At 60.5% G+C, this 24,553-nt stretch carries 17 protein-coding genes and 1 pseudogene; 5 read left to right on the top strand and 13 right to left on the bottom strand.

The genetic code is table 11. The features are described 5' to 3' along the window. Positions 1-357: 357 nt before the first annotated feature. Positions 358-1,560, top strand: a complete 1,203-nt coding sequence (locus tag CGZ66_RS26730) for a PDDEXK family nuclease (RefSeq protein WP_095089660.1) — start codon at positions 358-360, stop codon at positions 1,558-1,560. A gap of 23 nt (positions 1,561-1,583) precedes the next feature. Here the strand turns inward: CGZ66_RS26730 and CGZ66_RS26725 are convergent, their stop codons facing one another. From CGZ66_RS26725 to CGZ66_RS26700, 6 genes are all read right to left on the bottom strand, one after another. Then, positions 1,584-3,095, bottom strand: coding sequence for an IS66 family transposase (locus tag CGZ66_RS26725; RefSeq protein ID WP_206073779.1), 1,512 nt, complete (start codon positions 3,093-3,095; stop codon positions 1,584-1,586). 326 nt (positions 3,096-3,421) lie between these two features. Next, positions 3,422-4,459 (bottom strand): hypothetical protein, encoded by a 1,038-nt coding sequence (locus CGZ66_RS26715; RefSeq protein ID WP_095089656.1) that lies wholly within the window; start codon positions 4,457-4,459, stop codon positions 3,422-3,424. A gap of 2 nt (positions 4,460-4,461) precedes the next feature. After that, positions 4,462-4,611, bottom strand: coding sequence for a KTSC domain-containing protein (locus CGZ66_RS40935; protein WP_167392261.1), 150 nt, complete (start codon positions 4,609-4,611; stop codon positions 4,462-4,464). A gap of 71 nt (positions 4,612-4,682) precedes the next feature. Further along, positions 4,683-6,575 carry an ATP-binding protein gene (locus tag CGZ66_RS26710; protein WP_245331232.1) on the bottom strand — a complete coding sequence of 631 codons (1,893 nt, stop codon included), beginning with the start codon at positions 6,573-6,575 and terminating at the stop codon, positions 4,683-4,685. A 4-nt stretch (positions 6,576-6,579) separates the two neighbouring features. After that, complete coding sequence (locus tag CGZ66_RS26705) at positions 6,580-7,779, bottom strand: SIR2 family NAD-dependent protein deacylase (RefSeq protein WP_095089654.1); 1,200 nt, start codon at positions 7,777-7,779, stop codon at positions 6,580-6,582. A 368-nt stretch (positions 7,780-8,147) separates the two neighbouring features. Beyond that, a complete protein-coding gene (locus tag CGZ66_RS26700) occupies positions 8,148-11,495 on the bottom strand; it encodes a DEAD/DEAH box helicase (protein WP_095089652.1) in 3,348 nt (1,115 codons plus the stop codon). A 473-nt stretch (positions 11,496-11,968) separates the two neighbouring features. Here CGZ66_RS26700 and CGZ66_RS26695 point away from each other — a divergent pair, with 473 nt between their 5' ends. The 4 genes from CGZ66_RS26695 to CGZ66_RS39370 all read left to right on the top strand — a co-directional run bounded on the left by CGZ66_RS26695 (position 11,969) and on the right by CGZ66_RS39370 (position 16,187). Further along, entirely contained in the window at positions 11,969-12,217 is a 249-nt protein-coding gene (locus CGZ66_RS26695; protein WP_245331231.1) for a hypothetical protein, read from the top strand. A gap of 39 nt (positions 12,218-12,256) precedes the next feature. After that, positions 12,257-13,885: a KAP family P-loop NTPase fold protein gene (locus CGZ66_RS26690; RefSeq protein WP_095089650.1), complete on the top strand. Its 1,629-nt coding sequence runs from the start codon at positions 12,257-12,259 to the stop codon at positions 13,883-13,885. Then, positions 13,821-15,332: an IS66 family transposase gene (locus tag CGZ66_RS26685; RefSeq protein WP_206073779.1), complete on the top strand. Its 1,512-nt coding sequence runs from the start codon at positions 13,821-13,823 to the stop codon at positions 15,330-15,332. The genes CGZ66_RS26690 and CGZ66_RS26685 overlap by 65 nt, the downstream gene beginning before the upstream one ends. Before the next feature lie 228 nt (positions 15,333-15,560). Beyond that, positions 15,561-16,187, top strand: a complete 627-nt coding sequence (locus tag CGZ66_RS39370; protein ID WP_143748860.1) for a hypothetical protein — start codon at positions 15,561-15,563, stop codon at positions 16,185-16,187. On the opposite strand, the gene CGZ66_RS40010 is transcribed toward CGZ66_RS39370, so the two are convergent. From CGZ66_RS40010 to CGZ66_RS26650, 7 genes and pseudogenes are all read right to left on the bottom strand, one after another. Continuing rightward, a complete protein-coding gene (locus CGZ66_RS40010; RefSeq protein WP_245331234.1) occupies positions 16,082-16,501 on the bottom strand; it encodes a recombinase family protein in 420 nt (139 codons plus the stop codon). The two genes, CGZ66_RS39370 and CGZ66_RS40010, sit on opposite strands and share 106 nt — an antisense overlap. A gap of 367 nt (positions 16,502-16,868) precedes the next feature. Further along, positions 16,869-17,066 (bottom strand): annotated as a pseudogene (locus CGZ66_RS26675) (zincin-like metallopeptidase domain-containing protein); the annotation flags it as partial. Positions 17,067-17,217: 151 nt separating this feature from the next. Beyond that, positions 17,218-18,144 (bottom strand): ArdC family protein, encoded by a 927-nt coding sequence (locus CGZ66_RS26670; protein WP_095084956.1) that lies wholly within the window; start codon positions 18,142-18,144, stop codon positions 17,218-17,220. Between the two features lie 218 nt (positions 18,145-18,362). Beyond that, positions 18,363-18,800: a hypothetical protein gene (locus tag CGZ66_RS26665; RefSeq protein ID WP_095084957.1), complete on the bottom strand. Its 438-nt coding sequence runs from the start codon at positions 18,798-18,800 to the stop codon at positions 18,363-18,365. Continuing rightward, a complete protein-coding gene (locus CGZ66_RS26660; RefSeq protein WP_095084958.1) occupies positions 18,797-20,959 on the bottom strand; it encodes a hypothetical protein in 2,163 nt (720 codons plus the stop codon). The genes CGZ66_RS26665 and CGZ66_RS26660 overlap by 4 nt, the downstream gene beginning before the upstream one ends. After that, positions 20,959-22,797: a hypothetical protein gene (locus CGZ66_RS26655; protein WP_095084959.1), complete on the bottom strand. Its 1,839-nt coding sequence runs from the start codon at positions 22,795-22,797 to the stop codon at positions 20,959-20,961. Before CGZ66_RS26655 ends, CGZ66_RS26660 begins: the two co-directional genes overlap by 1 nt. After that, positions 22,794-24,140, bottom strand: a complete 1,347-nt coding sequence (locus tag CGZ66_RS26650) for a tyrosine-type recombinase/integrase (protein ID WP_245331108.1) — start codon at positions 24,138-24,140, stop codon at positions 22,794-22,796. Before CGZ66_RS26650 ends, CGZ66_RS26655 begins: the two co-directional genes overlap by 4 nt. Between the last annotated feature and the right edge of the window lie 413 nt (positions 24,141-24,553).

The following is a 24,553-nucleotide window of genomic DNA, read 5'->3' as shown; positions in this document are numbered from 1 at the left end:
TATGGCAAGCGGGTCGCCGATTTTCAAAGGGCAGCCGCGAAATATCGTTTCGAGGGCCATTTCGAGAAATGGCGAAACATCGCGTTGAGTGCCATTTCGAGAAATGGCACGGGCAGCAGGGCTCGAACCTACGACCTGCGGTTTTGGAGACCGAATAGCCTTTTCACATCATCTTGTTTACACAACGATATTTGCCATTTTTTAGATCTGTGTGCAAGGATTTGTGTAACGGCACCGGGTTGCGAATAGTCAACTATTCGCACCCGCACCTAGCCGTTCATGCCTTGACGCCCCACTTTGCGCGCCTCACTACGGGAGGCTATCTGGCCAGCGAGGCTCGTTTCGTTCGGAGGCTATGTGATCAGTCACGTCCATTTCGACCTGGCTCCTCCTAAGAGTTGGGATCAGTTCGAGGAGTTGTGCGCGGACACATTCCAAGAGGAGTGGCAAGATCCAGCGATGGTCCGCCATGGTCGAGCGGGCCAAGCTCAGCATGGCATCGACATTGTTGGGCGTAACGGCGCGTTGTGGCCGATCGGTATCCAGTGCAAGAAGAAGTCGATATGGCCGGTAACGGTGGTGACAACGAAGGATCTCGATGCTGAGGTTGAGAAGGCCAAGGCATTCAAGCCGAAACTCAAGGCCTTCTATCTTGTCTCGACCGCTCCCGATGACCAACCACTGCAGGAATACGCGCGCACTATCACCGAACGTCATCAGCAGTGGGGTTTGTTTCCTGTCGTGGTATTGGGGTGGTCCGAGGTGGTGCGGCGCGCTACTCGCCATCAGCAGGTCGCAGCAAAACACTTTGGATCCCATTCCACCGGACCAGCATCACCGCTGCTGGCGACCTGGCCCGCGTCCGCTGCAAAACTGCAACTCAACGATCGAGAACTGGGTATATCAATCCGGGAGATCATGCATGATCTCATCGATTTCCCCGAGGGCCGAGTCGTCGTGCGACAACAGGAATCGGAAGATCTGCTGTTTGAGATAAAGAAGCTCCAGGCCACTACATCCCGATCGCTAAAGGGCCGCGAGGCAGTTCTCGAACTGAGAGATAAATTCAAGGCGCGTCGCGACCGGGAAGTCGCTGTAATTAAGGCGCTTAGGCTACTCCTCGGTCACAAAATCTTTTGCGATCTAATGTGGGTTGCCTGGGACGATCAGGCGCCGCTCTTGGTCCGTTCATTGGTCGAGCAAGGACTCGATCCGAACTTTAGCACCGTGACCGGGTTGGAGAAGATACGAATATACCCACCAGACCACCCGCCCGGTTTTGGTGATGACCAGTCGATCGCGGTGTTCATGCCCGGAGCCGAGGTCGGATCAATTGTACGCAATCAATGGCACCTGCAGAAACAGTTTCCTAACCTCGAGACCGACAACATTGGCGAGATGCCGAGGCCGGTACAATTCCGATACGCGATTCCGGCGGTCATCCGCGAGGTTATGTGGAAATTAGAGAATGGTGTGTCTTTAGAGGAGATGGAACGACTCCAGTGGAATCAAATGCATAGGTGGCGCATCAGTAACCGGGGCAAAACCGGTGGCGTTTGAGCGGGTCGATCTGCTGTTGGGGTTCACTGAGCGGCGACGAGAACGGGAAGCGGTAGGATCTTGCTGCCAGGGATGCCGAGGCGATCGCCGAGATAATCCCAGAAGCTGACACCGAGCTTGTTGCAGGTCTTCATCATGCTGAGCATGGTGTCGCGGGCAGCACGGCCCTGGTCACTGTGGGTTCCGCCGCTGATCTTGCGGCGGGTCACCACGCTGCGGATATCGTTCTCCGAGCCGTTGGTGTGGAGCGGAATGTCCGGGCGTCGGAGGATCCTCAGGAAGCTTTGGCGGTCGGTCCGGATGCGCGCGAGCAGACGGTCGAGGGTCACGAACCTGGTCTTCATGCCGACGATCCGGTCGAACCGCCGGGCCAGTTCCCTGGCTCTTCGGGGCGTGGGATCCAGACACCACGCCTTGATGTCGTTGTAGAGCCACCAGATCCGGCTCTGGATCAGGGCCTTGGCGCGGCGCTGCGGGTCGGTGAAGCTATCGAGGGCATGGATCTGCCGCTCCATGTGGACCCAGCACCGCGCGTGCTCGCCGATTGCGAACTGGCCCGCCCCATCACTGAGGATGACGGTGCCGTCGAGGGCCTTTGCCTCGGTCAGACCGCCCCACAACGCGCCTTCACTGGCGATGCGGAACGGGTCCAGAGGGCCATCCTTGGGCTCCAGGCCATGGGCGAGCAGATGGGCGTCCCATGACGCCGCGTCCTCGAACCCGGACGGCTCGCGCCCGGCATGCAGAAGATCCGTCGTGATCACCGGCAGCCCGCGCTCCAGCATGTAGGCGCGTGAGGCGGCGTTCAGGACCCACCGGGCCGACCCGCCGTGCAGGAGCCGCAGGAAGTTCAGCCGGCTCTTCGACTGGGTGGTCGTGAACACGGCGAACCGGTCATTGCCGATTTGCGTGCACACGCCATTGACCGCGCCATGGCGGGCCCCGGTGTCGTCGACGCTGACCCAACCGGCCGAAGCGAGCCCGGCCGTCAGAACCTGCTTCGCTTCGGCGACAAAGGCGTCGATCTTGCTGGTCAGGATCCGCACGACCTGGCGCTTGGAGATCGACACGCCGAAGTCGCGCAGCAACGCGACGATCCGCTCCACGGTCGATTGACCCTGGTGATAAAGCGACAGCACCAGACGCCGAAGCTCCAAACCGAAGTGCCCGTCGACCCCGTCCGGCAGCGGAGCGACGACGATCCGGCCATCCGGCAAACGCCAGCGGTCCCGATGATAGCGGACCACCCGCACCCCAATCGTCAGATCCTGCACCACGAAGCTTGTCCGCCCCACAAACTGCGAGCCCGGTGGCGGCTCATAACAAAGACGGCGCTCTTCGGTGACGACCGCCCGGCTCGAGCCACGTCGCTTCGGACCCGTTGCCGCAGGTGAATTCCGCTTGGACGACTGCTCCATCCCGCTCGGCTTCAGCGTCGGGCGCGGCGGTAGACCTTTCAGACGCCGGATCTCATCCTTCAGAGCCGCATTCTCGGCGCGAAGCCCGGCGACCTCTGCCCGCAACTGCAGGATCATGTCGAGCAGGTCCGCAGGGGTCAGCGTTCGAGAATCTGGTGGCTCCGCCATGGCCCGATGGAATCACGCCGCCCGCCAAACCGCCACCCACCCCAACCCGATACACCCGAGTCATAACGCCGCGTCCGCCACCGGTTTTGCCCCGGTTACGCGCATCACCACTTGACATTCCTGCAGGCGAGTCTGCGTTCTCGGCACCTTCTCGCTCAGTTGGAAAGGATCGTCCGACTGCTCCTTGTCCAGAAACCGGAGATTCGTGGCTCTGCTCTGATTTTCGGATACTTTGAGCATCGGCTTTAAAGTACCCCGGGCGTCTTAATGCAGCATCACAAAGCCAATTCATTGATGTCTCGTTCGATAAGCCTGAAACGATCCCTCACTTCTTCGCCCGAGTAAAACTCCAGCAGGTCTTCCTTGGAAAGGGTGCCTTCCGAGAGAAATTTAACGAGATAGCGCTGACTGAACTCCATCAGCAGCATGCTCTTTTCTATCTGCGAGATGATCTTCTTGCAGTTGTTGATGTTCGCATGGACCAGGGCCTTGATGGACGAGACGTCGACCAGGTCCTTGATGATGCGGTTAAGGAGGACATTCAGGACATCGACGTCCAATGAGACTTCCTTGGTGTTGAGCACCACGTCTCGCGCAAGCATGTATGCGATGGCCAGATTCTTGTAGTCCCCTTTCTGGGAGTCGATGATCGCGACAAAACCGACGGCTGGCACGAACCTGACGTCTTGGATCGCGTTCAGGATGGAGCTATCCACCAAGGACAGATCAAATACGATGATGCCGGCCCGTCCGTCACGATTGGCCTGCGCCTCTAGGAGCTGGCTCCAGGCAGTGTCGGACTTGCGCGTGAACACATCCTTGCTCTGGATGTCTCCCAAACGAATGCCTTTGTCGAATTTGCATTCAATGGCTATGCGACGCCCTCCGTCTCCGTTGAGGTAACAGACAATGTCCCCGGTCTTGTTCCTGTGGAGGCGCCCCGCGACGTCGCCTGTCAGTTCAACCCGATCTGGCAGCCGCTGCTTCTCCAGGAAGCTGACCAAGAACTCGGCGATGTCCTCCTCAGCTAGCAGGCCCTTCACCGACGATCGGTAAAACAGCTCCTTCTTCATGTCGAAGATAAGCTTGAGGCTTTCCAACTCAGTTCCAAGCTCGTTGCTCGTTCGGGAGAGGAAGCTTGAGAGCCGATCCTCCATCAGCGCCAAGACGCCGATGTAGAGGGCCTTGTGAAACTGCTCGTCTCGATCACCAATGCCGATCTTGTTGAAAAACTCGAATAGGACTCGATTTTCGATCTCGAAGGAGGAGACCTGAACCCTGCCCGACTTCTGATCCAGGCTGACGATACCCATGCTCACACTTTGCTGTAGCGATAGTGGCCCTTGATGCGCTCGGCGAGAAAGACGCCTTTGGATTCGGCGGCCTTGAACTCGTCGACTACATGCGACGAAACGTCGAAATACTGGTAGCTGCCGCCGCTGTTGAAAACGACCTCCAGCACCATTTGTGCGTCATCGTACCTGATTGAGGCGATGTTGGAGGATGTAAAAGGGGGAAAATTTTGCCAGGCCAATGCTATTCTCCTGTCGCGTTAGGCTTCGTGTTAAGAACCGGATTCAGTGACAGCCATGTCTCGACGAAACTGTCGTAGTCGGGGTTTTCCAATCTCTTAATGTTCCACCCGCCAGGCGTCATGGATTCCTCGGGTGGTAGCTCATCGCACACGACCGGGTCCTGACTGTCGGGACGACGGTCCTTTGGCGGGGCTTGAATCATCGTACGCATCGGCAGCCCAACAGCTTCGCCGAGAATGATCGCCTCCCCCGTCCTGAGGATCGGCAACATGTTCGTGAGCCCTTCCAAATTGTCAGGCAGAGCTCCTGTCACGTGGGACCGGTCGGACGCGTTGCTGAGCCTCATGGCGAAGAACGTGCCGCACTGTGAGAGAATGGTGGGATTGATCTCAGAAGGTCGCTGGCTGACGATCATTGCGCCGATACCGTATTTGCGCCCTTCTTTCACGATCCGTTGCGTTACGATTGAGGCGGCACTGTCGAAGTTGTCATTGAGATAGGTGTGGGCCTCCTCCATGACGACCAAGAGTGGGCGTTCCCGCCCCCCTTCCGACTGGTTCCTCGCCCAGAACAATCCATCGTAGAGAACCCGAAGCACGTTGCCGATGATGTCGTTCGTCATCGCCGACGGGACGCCTGACAGATCGAGGATTGTAACGGGATTGGGACTTCCGACCCAATCCTTCATCAAGTCGGACAAACCACTGACGATCTTTCCATCAAGATCGGGATGCCAATCGCCGGCACGGAGTAGAAAATCGTATCGTGAAACCCGCAGCTTCGATCCGAGGGCTTCGAGCTGGCTGCGAAGGTTGAGTCCATCCGGGATATAATTGATCTTCTCTGGGTCTTCCTTAACGTTCTTGACCTTTTTGAAACGCGGCGGAATTCCCGTCTCTGCGTCACCTAGCAGCAACTTTCCGCCGGCGCCAATCTCATAAGCCCAATTCGCAGGGTCCGCGGCGCTCCCTTTGTTGCTGTAGTAGGTTCCGAATTCGGTACAATAGAGCTCGTGCCACAGCTTGTTGAGCGAAAATGGGACGGGGCTGTCGGCGCTCACGGTCTCACCCGTCACTCCGTCAATTGGATATGCCTTCAGGGATTGTGCCTTTGCCTCGATTACTCGCTCAAGGATGATGTTCCTGGCCTTACCGTCAGCAGGCAGCGATCCGAAGGTGACGCGCAACAGCTCATCGAAGCTCAATGCCCAGAATGGGATACAGAGTTTGCGTTCGGTGTCCCTGCGCTCGTCCGGATTGACCTTAAAAACGTTCGCTCGATCGCCCAAGGCTCGCGAGTATTCTCCGTGGAGATCCAGCACAATGATCCGGGCGGAGGGGAATCGCTCGGTGTTCGACAGGACGTGCAGGATTCCGGCGACCGTGGTCGACTTGCCGGAACCGGTCGTGCCCACAATCGCCGAATGACGGGTGACAAGCTTGTTGATGTCGACGAGGGCGTCAATAGACTCGCTGCCGGCGATGTGACCTATCCTGACGAAGTGGTTCTGCCTACCCGAACTTCCGTAGATGGAATGGAGGTCTGCTTCAGAGACCAAGTGCACTTCGTCGTCGATAGTTGGGTACTGGGATATGCCTCGTTGGAATTTTCCTGACCGGTACCCCTCACCGACAAGCTGCACTGTTATCCAGCGCTGGCCGTTCGGCATCGCCTTTGCCATGCTCTCCGGCACGGCGCTCGCGCCGACCTGCGAAACGATTCCGAATAGGTCGACATAGCCGACGGGAATCTTCACGAAACTGCCGATCTGGCCAATCCTGTAGCCTTGGCCGTCGACAAAACTCAGGCCTGAGAAGCGATCTGCTCGCAAGGTCGCGCTCACAGACGTACCACTCACATCCTGAACGGCACCAATCACGGTGGCATCGCTCAAGCCGCTAGGCTTCATCCGATTGCTCCTGCTCACCGGCAAGGCCACGAAGAAGATTGCCTAACGCTGCGAAGTCTCCCAGCCGGACCGAGACCGTTGTTCCATCTGTAACGATCACGTTCTGCGGCAGCACCAACTCGTCGGCTCCGTCCCCTCGCCATTCGCCGTGATTGCGACCGATAATCGCCTTATCGAAGCCCAGCATACTTAGATTGGGCGTCGAAAACGCGCACTTGCGACCGTACTCGTACTTCGGTTCGTCCAGCTTGCCATGCATGAAGGCGAAGGCTTGTGCCGTCGAATTGGTCTCAAGGCTGCGACAGATGACGTCATTAATATGTTCGTCGGCGAACGAGTAGCCGCATACGAATAACAATGCCGATGGCTTCAGCAGGAAGGACTTGAGACGGTCGAGCATCGCCAGATAGGGCATCTTACGGCTCTGATCATATTTCAAGTGCGATGGGTAGATGAGATAGGACCGGGCACTTGTCTTCTCGTCACTTCGGACCACCGCCCCGTTGGCGTCGAGGCGCCAGTTCAGGGAGCCGTGGATCTTCCATAGGCGCGACCAGCGAGGAGGTAGCAAATCCTCGTCTTCGACAGCCCCCAGGTCAAAGAATGCCCTGCGCGTCCCGACGAAACCATCGAAATAGGGTGCTGAGCTTTCCTCCAAGGCTTGCTCGAGCAACAGATCGTAGTTGGTCGTAAATAGGTGAACCGGCTGCGCTCGACGGATTGATCGGGCCCAAATCGCCAGATTGTGGTAGGCAGTATCCCTCTGGGGGAGTTCCCTGTCGACCTGCTCCGAGATGACACCACAAATCTGGTCATCGAGCTTGTTGAGCTCTTCGGCCGACAGGTCGCGTACCAAGCCCTTGCCTGCCACGCCACTTAGTTGCCGTATCTTGCTAAGCAACAGCTCGATGTTCTTGGTGTCGGCGCCGTCCTCCGCCGCCACTTTCACAATCTTGTCCCAAGTGGATAGCTTTCCTTCCTCCTTGCTCGTGAGCGTGTCAGCGATGATCGTGGTTAGGCCGCTGACATCTGGGATTAGTGGTCGGTTTGTCGGCTGCCCGTTGACGTTCTCTTCAACGCGCACAGAGAGTGGGCAACCAGCCCCGATGAAGAACGCGATCGGCTTTCGATTTTGCGACAAGGCCTGCTGGATGAAACTGACCTGACGAACTGGATCGTGGGACTGCATGAGCGAACATCCGATGCCGGCAATTGAGGGAGCGGTCTTACGCTAGCGTTTGTAGGTTATCAACGCTGCCATCTCGGGAAGCGTCGGTAATACACAGGAGTATTCTATTGTGATTTTTAAGGCCCGATTTACACGAAACTTATATGAAAACATTTTCGGATCTCAATTCATGTAAGTGATTGAAACTTTGTAGGCAGTACAGCATTCAGTCTGTGGTTATTATCGCATTAGGGCGCGCTACAGTAAAGTAACAGAACGTATATAACACAGATTAACTCATCACATAAAAAATTAAAAGAATTGGCGCACCCGACGCTATTTGAACGCATAACCCCTTCCTTCGGAGTGATTCAATGCCTGCCTTAAGATCAAGCACTCGCAAATATCTGCAGCGGGATACGCCAAGTCTCCATCAGATATGACGCAGTCGCCGCAAAGAGCTCTAGATGCGCCGGGACGACCTTTGCGCGAGAGTAGCCGGGCTGAACGAGCGTTACCGAAAACTCGGCGTGCAGTTCATGGCTCTGACTGATGAAAGTCATCAGACTAGCAAGGCTCCCCCGCTCGAAGCGAGTAGGTTTTCCAGCAGAATTGCGGTCCAGCTCTCGCCGACGCAGATGGTCTAACAGCTTCGTAAAACGCTCAGCCCAGCGCACTGACTTTTGGGCCTGTCCACATACCTCATAAAGGTCCTCGACCCGCGCACCCGGCAGCCTTCCTGAAGAATATTTGCAGTGAAAGAGGTCGATGATCAACGTTCGGCCGGAGCGCCGGATGGCGACAACGTCAGCCACTTCGCCAGCCCCATCATCGTCGAAAATGATGTCGTACGGAATATCGCCATTGCGCAACATTTCAACAACACGCCCCTGCACAGTGTCGGTGCGTTTCTTCAGGCCTTGGGATTCAGATTTGATGTCGACTCCTGTCCAGTCCTTAGGAAGAATCTCGTTCGGGTCAAAGGCTTGGAATGCCGACTCTTTCGATAGTTCGAGGATATCCGGTGCTACGAGGGTATCACCGTCGGCAAAGTAAATATGTGGGGGATCCTCATGGAATAGTTCAACGAGCGGCTTCTCTTTGCGCGCCCGGCCCCTAACCACCTGAACATCCTGGCCTGCCTTCTGCGTAAACAAGGCGCCACTAGCTCCAATCTGAAGTTCGAAATGGGAGCTTTGTTCGCCGCTCGAAACCCTAAATTTGATCACGTCGGTTATCGCAAACTCGTCAAGCTCAATTTCGCAGTTATAAAGCGGGACCGGCTGCCCCTCGATGATAAGGTCGATCCGATCCTCGGCGGCATCGAGAAACGTCTCAGGCCAAGCAACACCTATGGCAATTTTGGCTGATGGAAGCGCGGCCAACCGCTTGGGACGGACGACGTTTCGAAGAATCGTTTCTGGCGTGATGTTATCATTCAGGACCTTACGGCCGATGTCATGGCACCAATCGATCCATTCGGAAAAACTGTTGGAAGATTGATACGACCAAAACTTGCCCTTCTGCGAGCAGCCGATTGTTTCCTTGGCCGGATGGATACCGATAACGCTGCCATTTTCGTCGAGGTCCTGAACATCGACATAACCAAGCCCGAATAGATTGGTCTTAGTCCGCGACCGGTTCCCCGGCAACGTATCCAGTTGATCAGCGATATCCGATCCCATGAATTGAGAATAGCGCACTGGTTTTCTCTGAGTCTCGCTAAGCCCCAGACTCGTCAACATTAGGCGACGGAACCCGTAGAGGACCCGGAAGACCTGCTCGCCCGTGATCCGCTGGACGCTGTCGCCGGCCAGCACTTTCGCCAGCTCCGCGTGCAGGTCGGCGAGATCCGAGCCATGAATAAAAAGTAACGCGAGATCCGGGTCCCAATGGGCCATCACCAGATTGTAGCTGACGTTGCGAGCGGCCTTGACTGACGTCCAGCGCAGCCGTTCTTCATCCCGCCTTACGAAAAGGACAAGCCGGCTCTCCGCGTTGATTGCGGGCGGCTCCACTATTGTCGACCAAGGCCCGGAGCTTAGTTCCACAGCTGTGGGACCCCACTCCGCACAGGTGGTCCGGTAAATCACGGTGCTGAAACGCGGCTCGATCGTCTCCAACGGAAACGTTTCGATTGCTGCATCGGGGAAACCTCCAAATAGGTCTTCACGGCGTCGTTCGCGTTCGGTGCGATTATGTCCGATGACCGCCAGGATATGATTCCAGTCGGCGTCCTCCGCAAAGAGCGCATTAAGGCTGCTTGCCGTGTTTCCAGCCTGAATATTGGCGATGACCGTAGCGGTGCCTAAATCCTGACGCGCCCGCGTAAAACGGCCAATGAACTGAAGCGTGACTGACTCACTCTTGTGCTTGTCGTGCAGCCCGGCGATCTTGAGATCAGGTAAATCGAACCCCTCCCCCAGCATATCGACACAGACGATAATCCGTGAGCGGCCCGACCGAAGCTCCGTGAGAGCGGCGGCCCTTTGCAAGCTCGACATCTCGCTGTGGATTAGAGTGGGGGCCGCTTCGGGAGCGATGGCACGATAAACCTCATGCAACGCTATGGCGTGCTTGACTGAACCCGTCCGGGCCATCGCCAGGTGCTTGTATCCTTTCGCCTCGTCTTCCAGCAGTTGTTTTTTTACGCGAGCGGCAATTTGCCGATCGGTATCGCTCTCTCCGTGTCCGTGGACCGGCACGTAGGCGATTGATGTAAAAAGCTTGTCTTTCTGGGCGCGTCGCAGGGGATAAACGTAGATGAACTTTCCATCAAGGCGGCGACCGTCGTTACGGAACGGCGTCGCCGTAAACTGAAGGGTCGTTTTGCCGTGGAACAAGGCCTTGAAATCGCGCCAAGTGTTAGCGCCAATATGATGCGCCTCATCAACAAAGAGATGACTCATAGACGCGGCCAAATAGGCTCGCAGCTCCTCTGACATGCTCGTGAGCAGGCTCATTGTGGTCACCACCACATTGGCCTCGGCCACAAGCTCATCGATTTGCTGGACGCTCTTGAGCCCTCTAGACAGGATGGCCACTGCCGGGTGGCGTAGATCGCTCGGCACTAAGCCTGCCGCCTTCAAAACGTCGAGTTGGGCGAACTTCAAACCAATTTGTCGGCGGAGGGGGTCGGAAGGGACGATTACCAAAAGGCGGGGGATCTGCTCAGAAACCAATAGCGCCGCCATGGTATCGGTCTTGCCAGCTCCAGTCGGCAAAACAAGCGTTGCAGGTTGGCTTGAAACGCTCCAATGGGCCTTTACCGCGTGGATGGCGCCGACTTGAGGTGGCCGCAGGCCCAAACGCGTGCATCGGTCCCCCTCATACTCCTCGCTGATCAGATCAAACCGGTCTTTCCAGGATGTGGTTACAGCGTCACGTTCAGACGGCCCCTGCCCTGGCTTCCGTGGCTTGGGCCCGATCCAGACGCCCATGCCCGCCTCTAACGCTTGTGTGACGGCCGCAGAGGAAGAAATGTCCGGTATTTTTAAAACCGCATCGCAGCCCAAAAGTGAGATTGTGTCGTAGTCAACGACTGCAATCGAGCCTAATTCCGACGAGACCGCTCGCCAAAAAGTTCGCCCGCGTATCACCTGTCCTTGTTGGAGCGTTACAGCATCTTGTCGCGCTGGATGGGCAACTTGAAATATTCGATTTCCACCAATGTGCCCGAACACGGCTAAACGCTCCGGAACCTTACACGCGCATTTTATAGCGAAGAGATCGTCCATCGTTGCTAGCAACACTCCGTGGTTTCTGTACGTAGATGAGTATCCCGGTGTGCGCAGAAATCTTCAAGCCCTATGAATACATATCAACCCGTAATACGTCATTGACCCAACACGGCCAGACGGCCCCTTCCGAGTAGCCGGCATGGCGGAGGTCCTGCTACCCAGCCAGATCGCAATGGCCGGTTACATGAAAGTTACATGAGAAGATTTAGCAGATCCGGTCTTCACGTAAATATTTGAAAATCATGGTGCCGGCAGAGAGGATCGAACTCCCGACCTTCGGTTTACAAAAACAGCCACAGGCTAATATTACCGTAACATAAAAATATATCATCATTTGTCATATCGTCATTTCTTGACATATATACGCCCAAGGCCTCCACTGGCCTGAAAGCAAGCTGCTGTTCCCGTCACATACCGACCAGACCCAGCCCCACGATAACTTTCGCAAGGGGCTGGACAGGTTCAAAGCGATGCCGGGCGTTCCGGAGTATTTCCAGCTTTACGACCTCAAGCGGATTGCCATCTCCCTGATGTTGACAGCCCAAGGCGTATCGCACGAGGCTATTTCCCATTACGTCGACCACAAGGGGAACCACGAAACGACCATGATCTACGACCTTGGCCTTGTCGATCCTCTGCGACCGGTCACCGAACGACTTGGCCCCTGCTCGGCGTATAGCACAGCGCGTCAATACACTGGCTCCTTTGATACCCAATGAAGTAAACCGACGATCTCCAAAATATCAGGACTTACGCCCATGGAACTCACAGAAAATTATGCAGTACGAGGTGACCGCGCTTTGGGCGCAGGCGACGAGGATAAACTTGGGTTCCGCGAGGTAGCAAAGCGTATTGCCACGTCCTTGGTTGATCGAGCATCCGAGGACGGATTGGTTGTCGGGCTTGAAGGCGCCTGGGGGTCTGGAAAGTCGAGCTTACTGTTTTTGGTGGGGGACGAGCTCAGCAAATTACCTCTCGCGACCCGGCCAACAGTCATCCACTTCCGGCCTTGGCTGATTGGCAATCGAGACGCCCTTATCACCAGCCTCTTTACCGAGCTCTCCAACCAATTGGATCAGGTCGCCCTCGCGGCCGGGGACGCCACGCGGATTTCAATCACAAAGGCCAAAAAGGCTGGCAAAGCGCTTCGAAGCTTTATGTCCGCACTGAGCAAAGCGGGGGAAATGGTTGAGGTAGCAGGGGACGTCGCGGGGATTGGTGCGGTCAAATATGCCGGAAAGGGCCTGAAAGCCGCGGGGGGAATGGCCGGGACCAATGCTCCTCCCCAGTTGGCGGATCTCAAAGACCAACTCGTCACATCGTTGCGCGAGCTTGGTCACCGCTTCGTAGTCACTATCGATGACGTGGATCGACTGGAGCCGGGAGAAATTATGGAAATCCTGCGCCTGGTAAGGTCGGTCGTCGACCTGCCAAATGTCATCTATGTGCTCTGCTACGACAGTGAGGTGTTAGCACATAGCATTCAAGCGGCCGCTAGCGTTCAGAACGGTCGAGCTTTTCTTGAGAAGATCATTCAGCTCACGGTGATGGTGCCCAAGCCAGAAGCTTTCCAATTGCGCCAGTGGTTCGCTGAGGCATTACGGCAAATAGGCGTAGCCAAGGACGAGGACGAGCGAGAGCGGCTGCGCGAGGTAATCGATCACGAAGGCGGCCGACAATTGCGGACCCCCAGATCTGTGGTTCGGGCATTAGATTCAATTCGCTTTTTCTGGCCCCCTCTCCGGGAAATTAGCGCCGATTTGGCGGACCTCGTCTGGCTGCATCTGATCAAAGATGGCAATCCAGCGCTGTATCGATGGATCGAAGAGTACTGTGGCACGGCGGCCGCCCTGTCATTGGGAACGGCCCGGGTGGATGAAGCGGAGAAGAGCCAGCAATCGGCTGCAGTTGAGGCCGCAGCCGGCGAACACGTATTCGACAACGATCTCTATCGGCATTCTTTCTCGGCACAGCTTGCTGGTGTTACCCCGAACTTCTCAAAAAGCGGACCTGTATTCCAGCTTTTCGAAAGGGTTGATGACCGAACGAGGGATGAGGCAATTCAAAGTCGGCGCTTAGCGAGCCCGGACCACTACAGGCTCTACTTTGCGATGGCCACGCCATCTCATGCACTGAGACAAAGTGATTTCAATGCCTTATGGGACGCCCTGGGTAACCGGGGCAAAACCGGTGGCGGACGCGGCGTTATGACTCGGGTGTATCGGGTTGGGGTGGGTGGCGGTTTGGCGGGCGGCGTGATTCCATCGGGCCATGGCGGAGCCACCAGATTCTCGAACGCTGACCCCTGCGGACCTGCTCGACATGATCCTGCAGTTGCGGGCAGAGGTCGCCGGGCTTCGCGCCGAGAATGCGGCTCTGAAGGATGAGATCCGGCGTCTGAAAGGTCTACCGCCGCGCCCGACGCTGAAGCCGAGCGGGATGGAGCAGTCGTCCAAGCGGAATTCACCTGCGGCAACGGGTCCGAAGCGACGTGGCTCGAGCCGGGCGGTCGTCACCGAAGAGCGCCGTCTTTGTTATGAGCCGCCACCGGGCTCGCAGTTTGTGGGGCGGACAAGCTTCGTGGTGCAGGATCTGACGATTGGGGTGCGGGTGGTCCGCTATCATCGGGACCGCTGGCGTTTGCCGGATGGCCGGATCGTCGTCGCTCCGCTGCCGGACGGGGTCGACGGGCACTTCGGTTTGGAGCTTCGGCGTCTGGTGCTGTCGCTTTATCACCAGGGTCAATCGACCGTGGAGCGGATCGTCGCGTTGCTGCGCGACTTCGGCGTGTCGATCTCCAAGCGCCAGGTCGTGCGGATCCTGACCAGCAAGATCGACGCCTTTGTCGCCGAAGCGAAGCAGGTTCTGACGGCCGGGCTCGCTTCGGCCGGTTGGGTCAGCGTCGACGACACCGGGGCCCGCCATGGCGCGGTCAATGGCGTGTGCACGCAAATCGGCAATGACCGGTTCGCCGTGTTCACGACCACCCAGTCGAAGAGCCGGCTGAACTTCCTGCGGCTCCTGCACGGCGGGTCGGCCCGGTGGGTCCTGAACGCCGCCTCACGCGCCTACATGCTGGAGCGCGGGCTGCCGGTGATCACGACGGATCTTCTGCATGCCGGGCGCGAGCCGTCCGGGTTCGAGGACGCGGCGTCATGGGACGCCCATCTGCTCGCCCATGGCCTGGAGCCCAAGGATGGCCCTCTGGACCCGTTCCGCATCGCCAGTGAAGGCGCGTTGTGGGGCGGTCTGACCGAGGCAAAGGCCCTCGACGGCACCGTCATCCTCAGTGATGGGGCGGGCCAGTTCGCAATCGGCGAGCACGCGCGGTGCTGGGTCCACATGGAGCGGCAGATCCATGCCCTCGATAGCTTCACCGACCCGCAGCGCCGCGCCAAGGCCCTGATCCAGAGCCGGATCTGGTGGCTCTACAACGACATCAAGGCGTGGTGTCTGGATCCCACGCCCCGAAGAGCCAGGGAACTGGCCCGGCGGTTCGACCGGATCGTCGGCATGAAGACCAGGTTCGTGACCCTCGACCGTCTGCTCGCGCGCATCCGGACCGACCGCCAAAGCTTCCTGAGGATCCTCCGACGCCCGGACATTCCGCTCCACACCAACGGCTCGGAGAACGATATCCGCAGCGTGGTGACCCGCCGCAAGATCAGCGGCGGAACCCACAGTGACCAGGGCCGTGCTGCCCGCGACACCATGCTCAGCATGATGAAGACCTGCAACAAGCTCGGTGTCAGCTTCTGGGATTATCTCGGCGATCGCCTCGGCATCCCTGGCAGCAAGATCCTACCGCTTCCCGTTCTCGTCGCCGCTCAGTGAACCCCAACAGCAGATCGACCCGCTCAAACGCCACCGGTTTTGCCCCGGTTACACGCCCTGGCAACTGGTCCCGATCAAACGGCAACCGTGCTCTTATCGTTCCAACGCCAAGATGTGGCCGGAACACTTACCAAAACTGACTTGATGATAGAGCGGATAAAAGGCGGCGCCTACGAACTCCTGAACGCGAAGCAGTGTCGAAACCTTCTTATGGCATTGGCTAACAGCATGGACGAGGCATATCGTCTTCGTCCCTTCGACGGGTTTGCCTTCAGTTCCCTTTGGGACAGGACGCTTCCACTGGTAGGCTTGCTTTTGGCACGGCTAAAGCCGGCTCAACGCAGTATCGCAACCCGTGACATGTTCGCAAAGGGTGCTGCAATCGGGTGGCTTACGTTTGTGTTTCGGCATGAGATCTTTGCTCACGGCCGGTTCGGAGATCGAAGCCGTCACGAGGGCGAGTGGGTGTTGGCTTCGGAGCTGCAATTGGATGACGCAATCCGCATCACGCTATCGAGGTATAATGCGATGACTCTAAAAGACATTCAGCAATGTCCTCGCCCGCTAAGCCTCCTCTTCGCCTGGCAGCAAGCCGGCGATGAGGAAGGTCCGCGCCGACTGTTGGGCGCTCACAGCAAATCTGACGAGGGGCTTTTGCAAACCCTTGAGGGACTCACCTCTCAAATCAACAGCAGTGACCGAGGAATCTTCACCGTGCTCTCAAGACAGAATATTGAGCCGTTTCTTGATTACGAAGATGCAACGCTGCGTGTAAAGGCGCTAACGAAGAAAGCTAAACTCAAGGAGGCTGCTACTAAGATCATGACGCTTATCGCCGAGGGGAAGCGGTACTGAGCCTTTTTAACAGATGACCTTGTCACAAGGCGCTTGACGTCATTTTTTGGTGTGACGCAATGAACCGCTGCCGGTCTCCGGTCGTCAATCCCATCAAAGAAAGTCAGGCCCATGGAAGCCTTGCAGGCGGTCGTGCTGTCGAGCGCGCAACTGCGCGAAATGTTGATGGATGCGGCAAAGCTGGGAGCAGAGCTAGCCGTCCAGGCACTCCGGTCGCCCGACCGCAATCGGCGCGGCATGGCCTGTAGCCTTGGGCGTCGCGCGTCCTTGCCACTTTTCTTCTCGTGGTAGACGCGTTCGCAACCGGCGGCCATCGGGCGGTCAAGCTGGTCCCCAAGGTCTTGGCCGTCGGTCGAGACGCGCGCGTAACCGTTTTTCATTCACATGCGCCTCCCTGCTGCTTCAAAACTCGCGAGATTTGCAACATCTCTACCGCGATATTTTTGTCGATATTTCCGCTGTCGGTCACGACCGTTTGCCTAAACTTTGCGCAAAAAAGCCAATTCCACGTTCGTTAGCGCGAGCTTATGTTTGAGCTCAAATCTCGTGAAAGCTGAGCCTGCTTCGTCGCGAGCCATTCGTCGCCCCACAAACGGCGGGCGACTAGGCGACAGCGAACTGGTGCGTTCTGGGCTGACCGCCATGGGCTTGTTAGATAGAAGAACTGGAAGTAGCCGCCGCTCACGCGGCGGCTACTTCGGAGGCGCTGGTACGCGACAGATAGTCTGCGGCGCGCTGCGCGTGCGCGGCGGCGGCGAAGATCGCTCGCTTGTCGTCCTTCAGCACGGACAGCCAGTGGCCGATATAGGCGGCATGGTCGTCGCGATCCTCGAGGCGCAACCCCAGGTCGGCGCACAGGAACGCGGCACCCAGCTCGGCACGTTATCTGAACAGTCAAGCTGTCTCAGGCGGATTTTGCGGAGGCATTTGCCTGAAGATCCGCGCACTTCGATCGGTCTGGGGCGCGTGAGACAGATTCCAGGGGTGGTGCGAGCGCCATGCGGCTGCTCAACCGATCGAGTTTGAGGGCCTATGCGGCGCCCCGGACCTTGTGTTGGCGAGCGCCCGCCTGCTCGGCGTGCATCCAGTCGGCGATCTGTTGCGCCTTAGCCGCGGCGGTGAAGATGGCCCGCTTGTCGGCACGAAGCACTTCGAGCCAGGACGCGACATAGGCGGCGTGATCGGGCCGCGGCTCGACACTGAGGTTGAGGTCGGCGCAGATCATGGCGCTCAGGAGTTCGACCGTGCATTCCTCCATGGCGTAGGCCGCCGAGCCGAAACGTCCGGAGAGATCGCGGTCGAGGCGATGGCTGACGCCGGAGGCATGCCCGCATTCATGGAGCAGCACGGCGTAGTAGGCGACGGCATCGCGGAAGCAGGCAAACTCGGGCATCTGCACGTGATCCGTGGACGGTCTGTAGTACGCTCGTGAGCCGCCGTGCCGGATGTCGATGCCAAGCGCCGCACAGAACCGCTCGGCCTGCTCGATACGCTCTGCCTCGGGCAGCACCGGCATCTCGGGCGGCGTGTAGCCATCGACCTGGGCGCAATTGAAAACCGTGTAGCCGCGGGCGAACATGCGCCGGGCAGGCTCGTCGCGATCTTCGTCGCCGTCCTCGGCGTCGGCCTCGCCGTGGCGATCGGCAATCTTCCAGAACACGACCAGATGGCCGCGCTCGCCCTTGCGGACCTGGGCGCCGAGTGCCTGCCACTGGCGATAGGTGCCCCAGATGCCGGCGGGATAGCCGACCCCGTGAGCCGCGGCCCAGAGTGCGATGACGTTGACGCCGCGATAGGCCTTCTGCGAGGCGACGTTGACGGGCGTGGTGATGGCCGATCCGTCATGGTGCCAGGGCATCCGATAGTCGTCGGCGCCGGCCTCGATGGCGGCGATGATCTGGCTGGTGACGCGCTCGTAGATGTCGGTCCGGGTCTCATGTGTGCGATTCGTGGTCATGGCTGCCTCCTCAAGCTCGCCCTCTCCGTCGAGGGCGAGGCGGCAGAGGCAGACGCGGGAAGCCGGCCCGTCACACCCTGTTCTCGGTGCTGGTGCGGAACAGGGTTGACGGGCCGGCAGCGTCTGCCACAACCCGAGCCCTGCCTCGACGGGCGAGCTTGAGGAGGCGGCCATGACCGGCGCGCCGAGACCGGATCGATGAGGATGACGCGCGGCTCTCAGCCGCCACCACGAGGCGGACGCCGCAGCGGCACGACTCTGGCGTCAACGGATCGTGCCAGCTCGTCCTGCAGACCGTCGATCACGGCATCGCGCTCGGCGACCTGCAATGTCAGCACCTGGATATGCTGCGCGAGCGTGCGGGCGAGCGCCCGCAGCTCGGCCATCTCGGCACCGCGCACGGCGCGCAGCTCCGCTTCGAGAGCGCGGACGCGTTCCTTGAGGGCGCTGGGCGACGATCGTCGCTGGCGGACCTCGGCGGTCCGGAACTCGATGAGAAGATCACCGGCCCGGTTCGCCGTCGCCCGGCTGATGCCGGCCTCGCGTGCCAGATTGGCGATGGTCAGCGCCCCGTCGGTGCGCTCGGGGCGGCCGTCGAGAAGCCGCGCCATGGCCGCCCTCAACGCGGCTTCGCTCTTCGGCCCGAGCGCTGTCATGCGTCACCCTCCAGGAGGGGTGCTACCAGTCGGCGCTTCCGCTCATTGTCCTTAAGGATTGCCGTGCGCTGCAGCTGCGACAGGCGCCGGTCGGAAAGGAGCGCTTCGCCCTCGGCGATCGAAGTCTGCCAAGGCCCGAGGTGCCGGACGGTCAGACAGGCGTTGGGACAGCGGTCCGGGCTGCATCGCGACAAGGCCGGCGCCGTTCGTTCGGAGTCCGACACGCCGGTGAGGCAAAGCGCGGTCGCCGCTTCGAAGAGACAGTCGTTGAGGAAGCCGACATGCAGCGTCCGCCCGAGATGGGCAAGCATGGTGCGCAGCCGCTTGCGGTCCATCATCCGGCCGGGGAGATCGCCTAGTTCGCCCTCAACGCGGACGAACTCCCGTCGCAATCGGGCCGCACCCGGTCCGGCCGGACCTTCCTGGCGAAGGAACGCCTCGTAATGGGCGACGATATCGTCGAGCTGGCCGAGCGCGCGCTCGCGCTCGACAGCGAGCCGGAAATCGGCCTGGCTCGATCCGGCATAGCCCTCGAACATGGCGACGGAGGCGTGCTTGTACTGGATCTTGCCGGCGACCGTACCGAACGGCCGGTTGGCGATGTACCAGGCGACCGTGCGGCGCAATTGCCGCGTCGTGAACTTCCAGGGCTCGTCACCAATGCGCGGGATGGCCGGCCCGTCTTGCGCATGCGCATCGACACCGTCGCGGAAAAGATTGAGCGTCGGCGCCGCACCTATGCCGAGATGATCGGCGCTCCAGGGCCAGTCCTTCAGGGTCACCCACAGGGACGAGAGCCCCTTCTCCTTGCGGTTGCGTGCCGAGAGCACTTCCATGACTTCCACGGCGCGGGCTACCGGCTCGATCGTGATCCAGTCGGCCGTTACGCCGCGCGGACCATGGCGCTTGTAGACGGTGCTGCGCACCCGATAGCGTTCGACCAGGCCGTCGGCGCTTCGCACCAGCGACACGCAGCCCGGCTGCATGGCCTGAACCTCGCTGTCGCGCATGCCCGTGAGATAGGCGCAGACGAGATAGCAGGCGCCCTGCAGCATCCGCTCCTCGCGGGCGAGACTGAGGCTATCGAAGCGCTCGCGCCATGGCAGGCGCGTGTCCGGATCGACCGAGATCGGCGTATCGAGACCACCGACCTCGGTCCCAAGTTCGGCGACCATCTCCTCGATCAGCCGCGCGGTCGGCTCGGACTGGCTGACGCGTCCGCTCTCCGGCGCGCCGGCGTGCAAGCGCATTAGATAGAGGTTGTAGGGCGGCAGCTCTTCGCCGGTCAGCGGATTGATCCGCCGCGCGGCGTTGGGCGCGCGCTCCCAGATCGGCACGCCTCGGCCGGCGGCTCGGCGCGCGTCGAGCCACTTCGCCACGCGGGCGCGATAGGTCTTGGCGACGGCCCGTCCTGTGCGCGCATCCCGCGCCATCAGCCGGGCGCCACGAGCTTCGAGAGCGTCCAGTTCCGCCCGCGCGGCAAGGATATTGGATGCATAGACCTCGACATACTTGAGCGCCCAGCGGAGCATGGCCCCGATGATCGGCTCGGGAATGCGCGGCGTGGCGTTCTCGGCCGGCGCCGGCGGCCGGCCGGCAACGCGGTGCGCGGCGCGCCCGCGCCACGGCAGAAGGCCGATGCCGCCGCCGGTCAGCCACGGCGACAGGTGATGCATGTCGATCGGCACCTCGACATACTTGACTGTCTCGTGAGGCGTTCTCCGGCCGCCATCGCGGGCATGCGCCAGATAGGCGTCGAGCAAAGCCTGATCGATCCGGCCGAGGTCGACTACGCCGAGCTGCGTGCACAGGAACGCAGCAAAGTGCTGGACGTAGCGCAGGAGCCGGATCGCCGAGGTCGCCCCACAAGGTGCGCGATATCCCGGCACATGGATGCGCAGGCGGGCGATCACGTATTCCTTCGCCAACCGCCGCGTGGCCGGATCGGCGATCCCTGCGAAGTTGAGCCGGTAATTGCTGTAGCGGGCGTTGACCCGGAAAATGGCGGCGCTCAAATCCCAGTGATCGTCACCGAAGCGGGGAAGCTGCGCGCGGTCGGCATCGTCCCTGATCGGAATGCCGCTGAGCACCGGCTCGTCATCCCGGTACATGGCCGAAGGCAGCGACGGCCGCGGCGAATGCTTGGCAGAGCCCGGCATTACGGCGCCCGCGCTTCGGGTGGCAGGTAGATGAGCGTCGGATCCGAAGTTGCAATCCGGCGCGCCTCCTCGATCTCGACGTCTGCAAAGCGGGGAAGAATCTGATCAGCAATGCGCCCGTGAACCTTGGCGAACTTGGTGATCCAGTCGGCTTCACTCAGCACCTGTCGCTGCGCCCGGATGAAGCCAAGGAAGGCCAGAAGCGCTGGTAGCTTGCGGGAGGTGATCACCGCATTGCTGCATTCAAGGCAGCCCCAGAAAGGGGACGGACAGGCCTCCCCTTGCGCGCCGAACGGGCTCGCGTAGAAGCCCGAGCAACTGGCGAGCCAGACGTCCTGCTCGCTGCCGAGCAGCGCGTTTACCGCGGCGGCGCCTGCAATCGGAAGGCCGGTCGCCTGGTCGGGATCGGCCCGAACGGCCGCCTCCTCTTCCGACGATAGGACGCAGGGGCGCATGGCGGCGTCGAGCGCATCGCTCATGGCGTCGGCAACGGTCGCCTCGTGCAGGTGGCGGAGCGCGGGGATATCGGCGTAGTGGTTCGCCGCGACCGCGACGGTGTGGCCGACGGCGAAGCGGTCGAGTTGGCCGCCCGTGCGCCGATACCATGCCGCCTTGTGGGTCTTGCGCAGGCGCGTCAGATTGAGACGAAGCGGCTGACCCTGTTCATCGGCGATGCCATGTCGCCTGACCCATGAAGCCGCAGTCTCCTTCATGCTCAACACGCGCGGGGTCAGTCGGCCCCAGGCGCAATGGACCCAGAGCGTGTCGGTGACGAGCCGGCTTCTTGCCGGCTCCGTCCATTGCAGCACCTTGCGCAGCAGGCCGCCCGGCGTCGAGGAACCGCCGTCGCGCACGCGTAGCCGCTTCCACTCGGCGCCGCGCGCACGCCGCTTGCAATACTCGATCTCGACATAGCCGCCTGCCGGGTTCTTCAGGCAGTCCGCGCGTAACTCCTTGATCGCTTCGATCTCGAGACCCGTGTCGAGCGAGATAAGCACGATGAGCGGCACGAGATCGGCGGCGATGAGATGCCGGCGGCCATGCAGATCGTGGATGAGGCGGTCGTTCGGCAGGCCGCTCTCGCGGCGCAGCGTGTAGAGCCGCGTGAAGAGAGGATGCCGGTGCCCGATGACGCCTTCCGCATCGATCAACGCCATGGCCGCTTCGTGAGCCGTTGCCAGAGCCTCGTTCCGATCAACAACGTCGACCGTCGGAATGCGATCGGCCTCGGCGAAGCGACGAATGATGGCGGCGAGATCGGTGCGCGCAGCGGTCCGCAACGCCGTAGCGATGTAGTCGCCATAGGCATCGCGTGGACGGGCGCGCACGCCGGGCCGGTCGCTCGTGTACATCAGCCGCCGCGAGGCATCGGGCGGCAGGCGGCCGGGCTCCGCCGCCTCGGCGAGCCGGAGGAGGTTGAGCACCTTGCTCATCCGCTGCAGCCGGTGATTGGGATGGAGACCGCTCTCCTCCATCCAGGCATCGAAGCCGTCGATGCAAGCGGCGTTGACGTCGGAGAGACTGGCGACGCGCGGTCTGGTGGAATCGAGATAGCGCCAGAACGTCTTGAGCGCATTGGCATAGGCGGAGGCTGTCGAGATCGAGCCCGCTGGACCCCCGACCTGGCAGGCGCGCCAGAGCGCGCCTGCAAAAGTCCGGGCCAATGCGGTTCGACCGCTCAGCGTCATCAGGTCGATCGTGACGCTGCGATCCGCCAGTGTGACGGTGAAGCGGAGCGACGCGATCGCAGCACCGGCTTCGCCTTCCGGATCGGGCAACGCCTCGGGAAAGAGGGCACGGCGGCCCGGCCGCCGCACCGCCGCAGCTACCGTGGTCATTCCACATCACCGGTCGTCTCTTCAGCCCAACGATCGGCCGCCGCATCGACCAGCTCCTGCGCTTCGGCAAGGCTGTCGAGATAAATGTAGGTGCTCGTCACACTAGCGTGCCCCAGGAGGTGCTGGAGCTTCTGCAACGGATCGCCGAGAATCCGTCGATAGGCCGCACCATGCCGATCCTGTGGATCGAACACCGCGCCGATCTGCTCGCGGATCAACATGGAAAGCATGCTGACAGCGAAGGTGTGCCGCAGGGTGTGCGGCGTCACGTCGAGATCAATACCGAAGCGGCGGCAGCGGGCGCAGGCCCGGCGGAAGGCGGCTTCCCAGGTGGCCGATGGCACAGGCTGGCCGCCTTCGGTGAGCCAGAGCAAGGCGTGCTGCGCCTTGCCAAGTGCGCCGATCAGCACACGCCGGCGCTCGCCCGGCGTGAGCCGGTCGAGCCGGACGCGCTTGCCCGCCGCGTCGACAGCCTTCCCGGCATCCGGAGTCAACCACAGCGGATCGGGCATCGAAAGCTCTGAGCGCGCGGACGTGATGGTGCGCTCGAGATCGACATAGTCGCCGATCAAGGTCAGCACGCGGCGGGGAATGCGAATGCGCCGCGGTCGTCCGCCCTTGGCGATCGGACCGGGAAGATCGAATGGAACGGAGCGCGATCCGGGCTCGGTCGAGCGCGGCAGCTCGGTCAGAAGCAGGCTGCCCGCCTCCGTCAGCCGCAGACCGGTGGTTACCAGAAGCTCGGCGAACAGCGCGTTCCGCTCACCATTGCGGCCGCGCCATGTCGGGTCCTCCGAGCCGTCGGGCAAGCGTCCGCGCAGCCCCACGTCGCGGAACAGGAGATAGCGGCCGAGGTCGATGTAGCGCATATCGTGCCGCCGCGCTGCGCGCTCGCGCGCCCGGTTCGTCTGGACGGCCAGCACGGCGCGCGTGCCCGCCGCCCTGCGAAGAGCGACGCCATAGCTGAAGGGTGATGCCGTGGTGATCGCTTCTTCGACGGCCCAGCGGTAGAGCTTATCAAGCGCTGCAACGCTCCGATTCCAGCTTGCCGCCGAAATGCGGAACGCGGCGTCCGACAGGCGCCGCGCCCGGTGAAAGGCAAGCACGTCATGACGGTCCGCCTGCCAGACCGTCTTGCCGCCGCGCCGCTCGCCGAGAAAGCGCGCCCAGACGAGAATATCCCGGGCATAGGAGCGCCACGTGTTCGGCGACCGCGCGCCCACGCCCGGACAGGCGCGAAAGAACCGATTGAGGTTGGGATCGTAGCTGCCGTCATCCATCAGGATGAAGGGCATGCCGTCGATCAGACCGGCGCGCTCGGCGATGTCGAGCGCGCCGGTCATGATGTTCACGGGGGAGCCGTCAACAGAAAGCGGGCGCGACAGAGCGCCAAGATCGGTAAAATACAACTGCACGCACGTGACCTAAGCGGAGCGCCTACGGCGCAAGTTATTGTCTTGAATGCGAGGGGTTCCCCTCGCGCTCTCCCGCTCGCCGCGTGGCAGGGGTGCAGGACTTCGCCTGCACCCCATGAACAGCTTGTCGTGCCGCCGCCGCGTCAAGCGTTGTCCTCGCTACGCTGCGGGAACGCTTGACCCGGACGTCTGAAGAGCCTCACCGGAACAGTCGGTGGGGCCCCTCAATGCCTGATTCTGAGACAGGATTACAGGAGTCAGGATAAGGCGACCAGCTCCTCGCGGGCATAGCCGTCGTCTCCGAACCGCTTCCGACCGAAGTCACGGTCAAGGCGCGTAGC

This window comes from Mesorhizobium sophorae (assembly GCF_002270415.1).
In the GTDB taxonomy this organism is placed as follows: Bacteria; Pseudomonadota; Alphaproteobacteria; order Rhizobiales; family Rhizobiaceae; genus Mesorhizobium; species Mesorhizobium sophorae.
The sequence above is the reverse complement of the archived record's forward strand: the minus strand, read 5'-3'. Positions and strand labels throughout refer to the sequence as shown.

Coding starts and splice junctions, on each gene's coding strand:
- CGZ66_RS26690 (WP_095089650.1), top strand. CDS start 12,257: ATGGAACTCACAGAAAATTATGCAGTACGAGGTGACCGCGCTTTGGGC.
- CGZ66_RS26695 (WP_245331231.1), top strand. CDS start 11,969: ATGCCGGGCGTTCCGGAGTATTTCCAGCTTTACGACCTCAAGCGGATT.
- CGZ66_RS26715 (WP_095089656.1), bottom strand. CDS start 4,459: ATGGGTATCGTCAGCCTGGATCAGAAGTCGGGCAGGGTTCAGGTCTCC.
- CGZ66_RS26670 (WP_095084956.1), bottom strand. CDS start 18,144: ATGACCACGAATCGCACACATGAGACCCGGACCGACATCTACGAGCGC.
- CGZ66_RS26705 (WP_095089654.1), bottom strand. CDS start 7,779: ATGCAGTCCCACGATCCAGTTCGTCAGGTCAGTTTCATCCAGCAGGCC.
- CGZ66_RS39370 (WP_143748860.1), top strand. CDS start 15,561: ATGGACGAGGCATATCGTCTTCGTCCCTTCGACGGGTTTGCCTTCAGT.
- CGZ66_RS26665 (WP_095084957.1), bottom strand. CDS start 18,800: ATGACAGCGCTCGGGCCGAAGAGCGAAGCCGCGTTGAGGGCGGCCATG.
- CGZ66_RS40010 (WP_245331234.1), bottom strand. CDS start 16,501: ATGGCCGCCGGTTGCGAACGCGTCTACCACGAGAAGAAAAGTGGCAAG.
- CGZ66_RS26655 (WP_095084959.1), bottom strand. CDS start 22,797: ATGACCACGGTAGCTGCGGCGGTGCGGCGGCCGGGCCGCCGTGCCCTC.
- CGZ66_RS26685 (WP_206073779.1), top strand. CDS start 13,821: ATGATCCTGCAGTTGCGGGCAGAGGTCGCCGGGCTTCGCGCCGAGAAT.
- CGZ66_RS26660 (WP_095084958.1), bottom strand. CDS start 20,959: ATGCCGGGCTCTGCCAAGCATTCGCCGCGGCCGTCGCTGCCTTCGGCC.
- CGZ66_RS40935 (WP_167392261.1), bottom strand. CDS start 4,611: ATGGTGCTGGAGGTCGTTTTCAACAGCGGCGGCAGCTACCAGTATTTC.
- CGZ66_RS26725 (WP_206073779.1), bottom strand. CDS start 3,095: ATGATCCTGCAGTTGCGGGCAGAGGTCGCCGGGCTTCGCGCCGAGAAT.
- CGZ66_RS26650 (WP_245331108.1), bottom strand. CDS start 24,140: ATGACCGGCGCGCTCGACATCGCCGAGCGCGCCGGTCTGATCGACGGC.
- CGZ66_RS26700 (WP_095089652.1), bottom strand. CDS start 11,495: ATGGACGATCTCTTCGCTATAAAATGCGCGTGTAAGGTTCCGGAGCGT.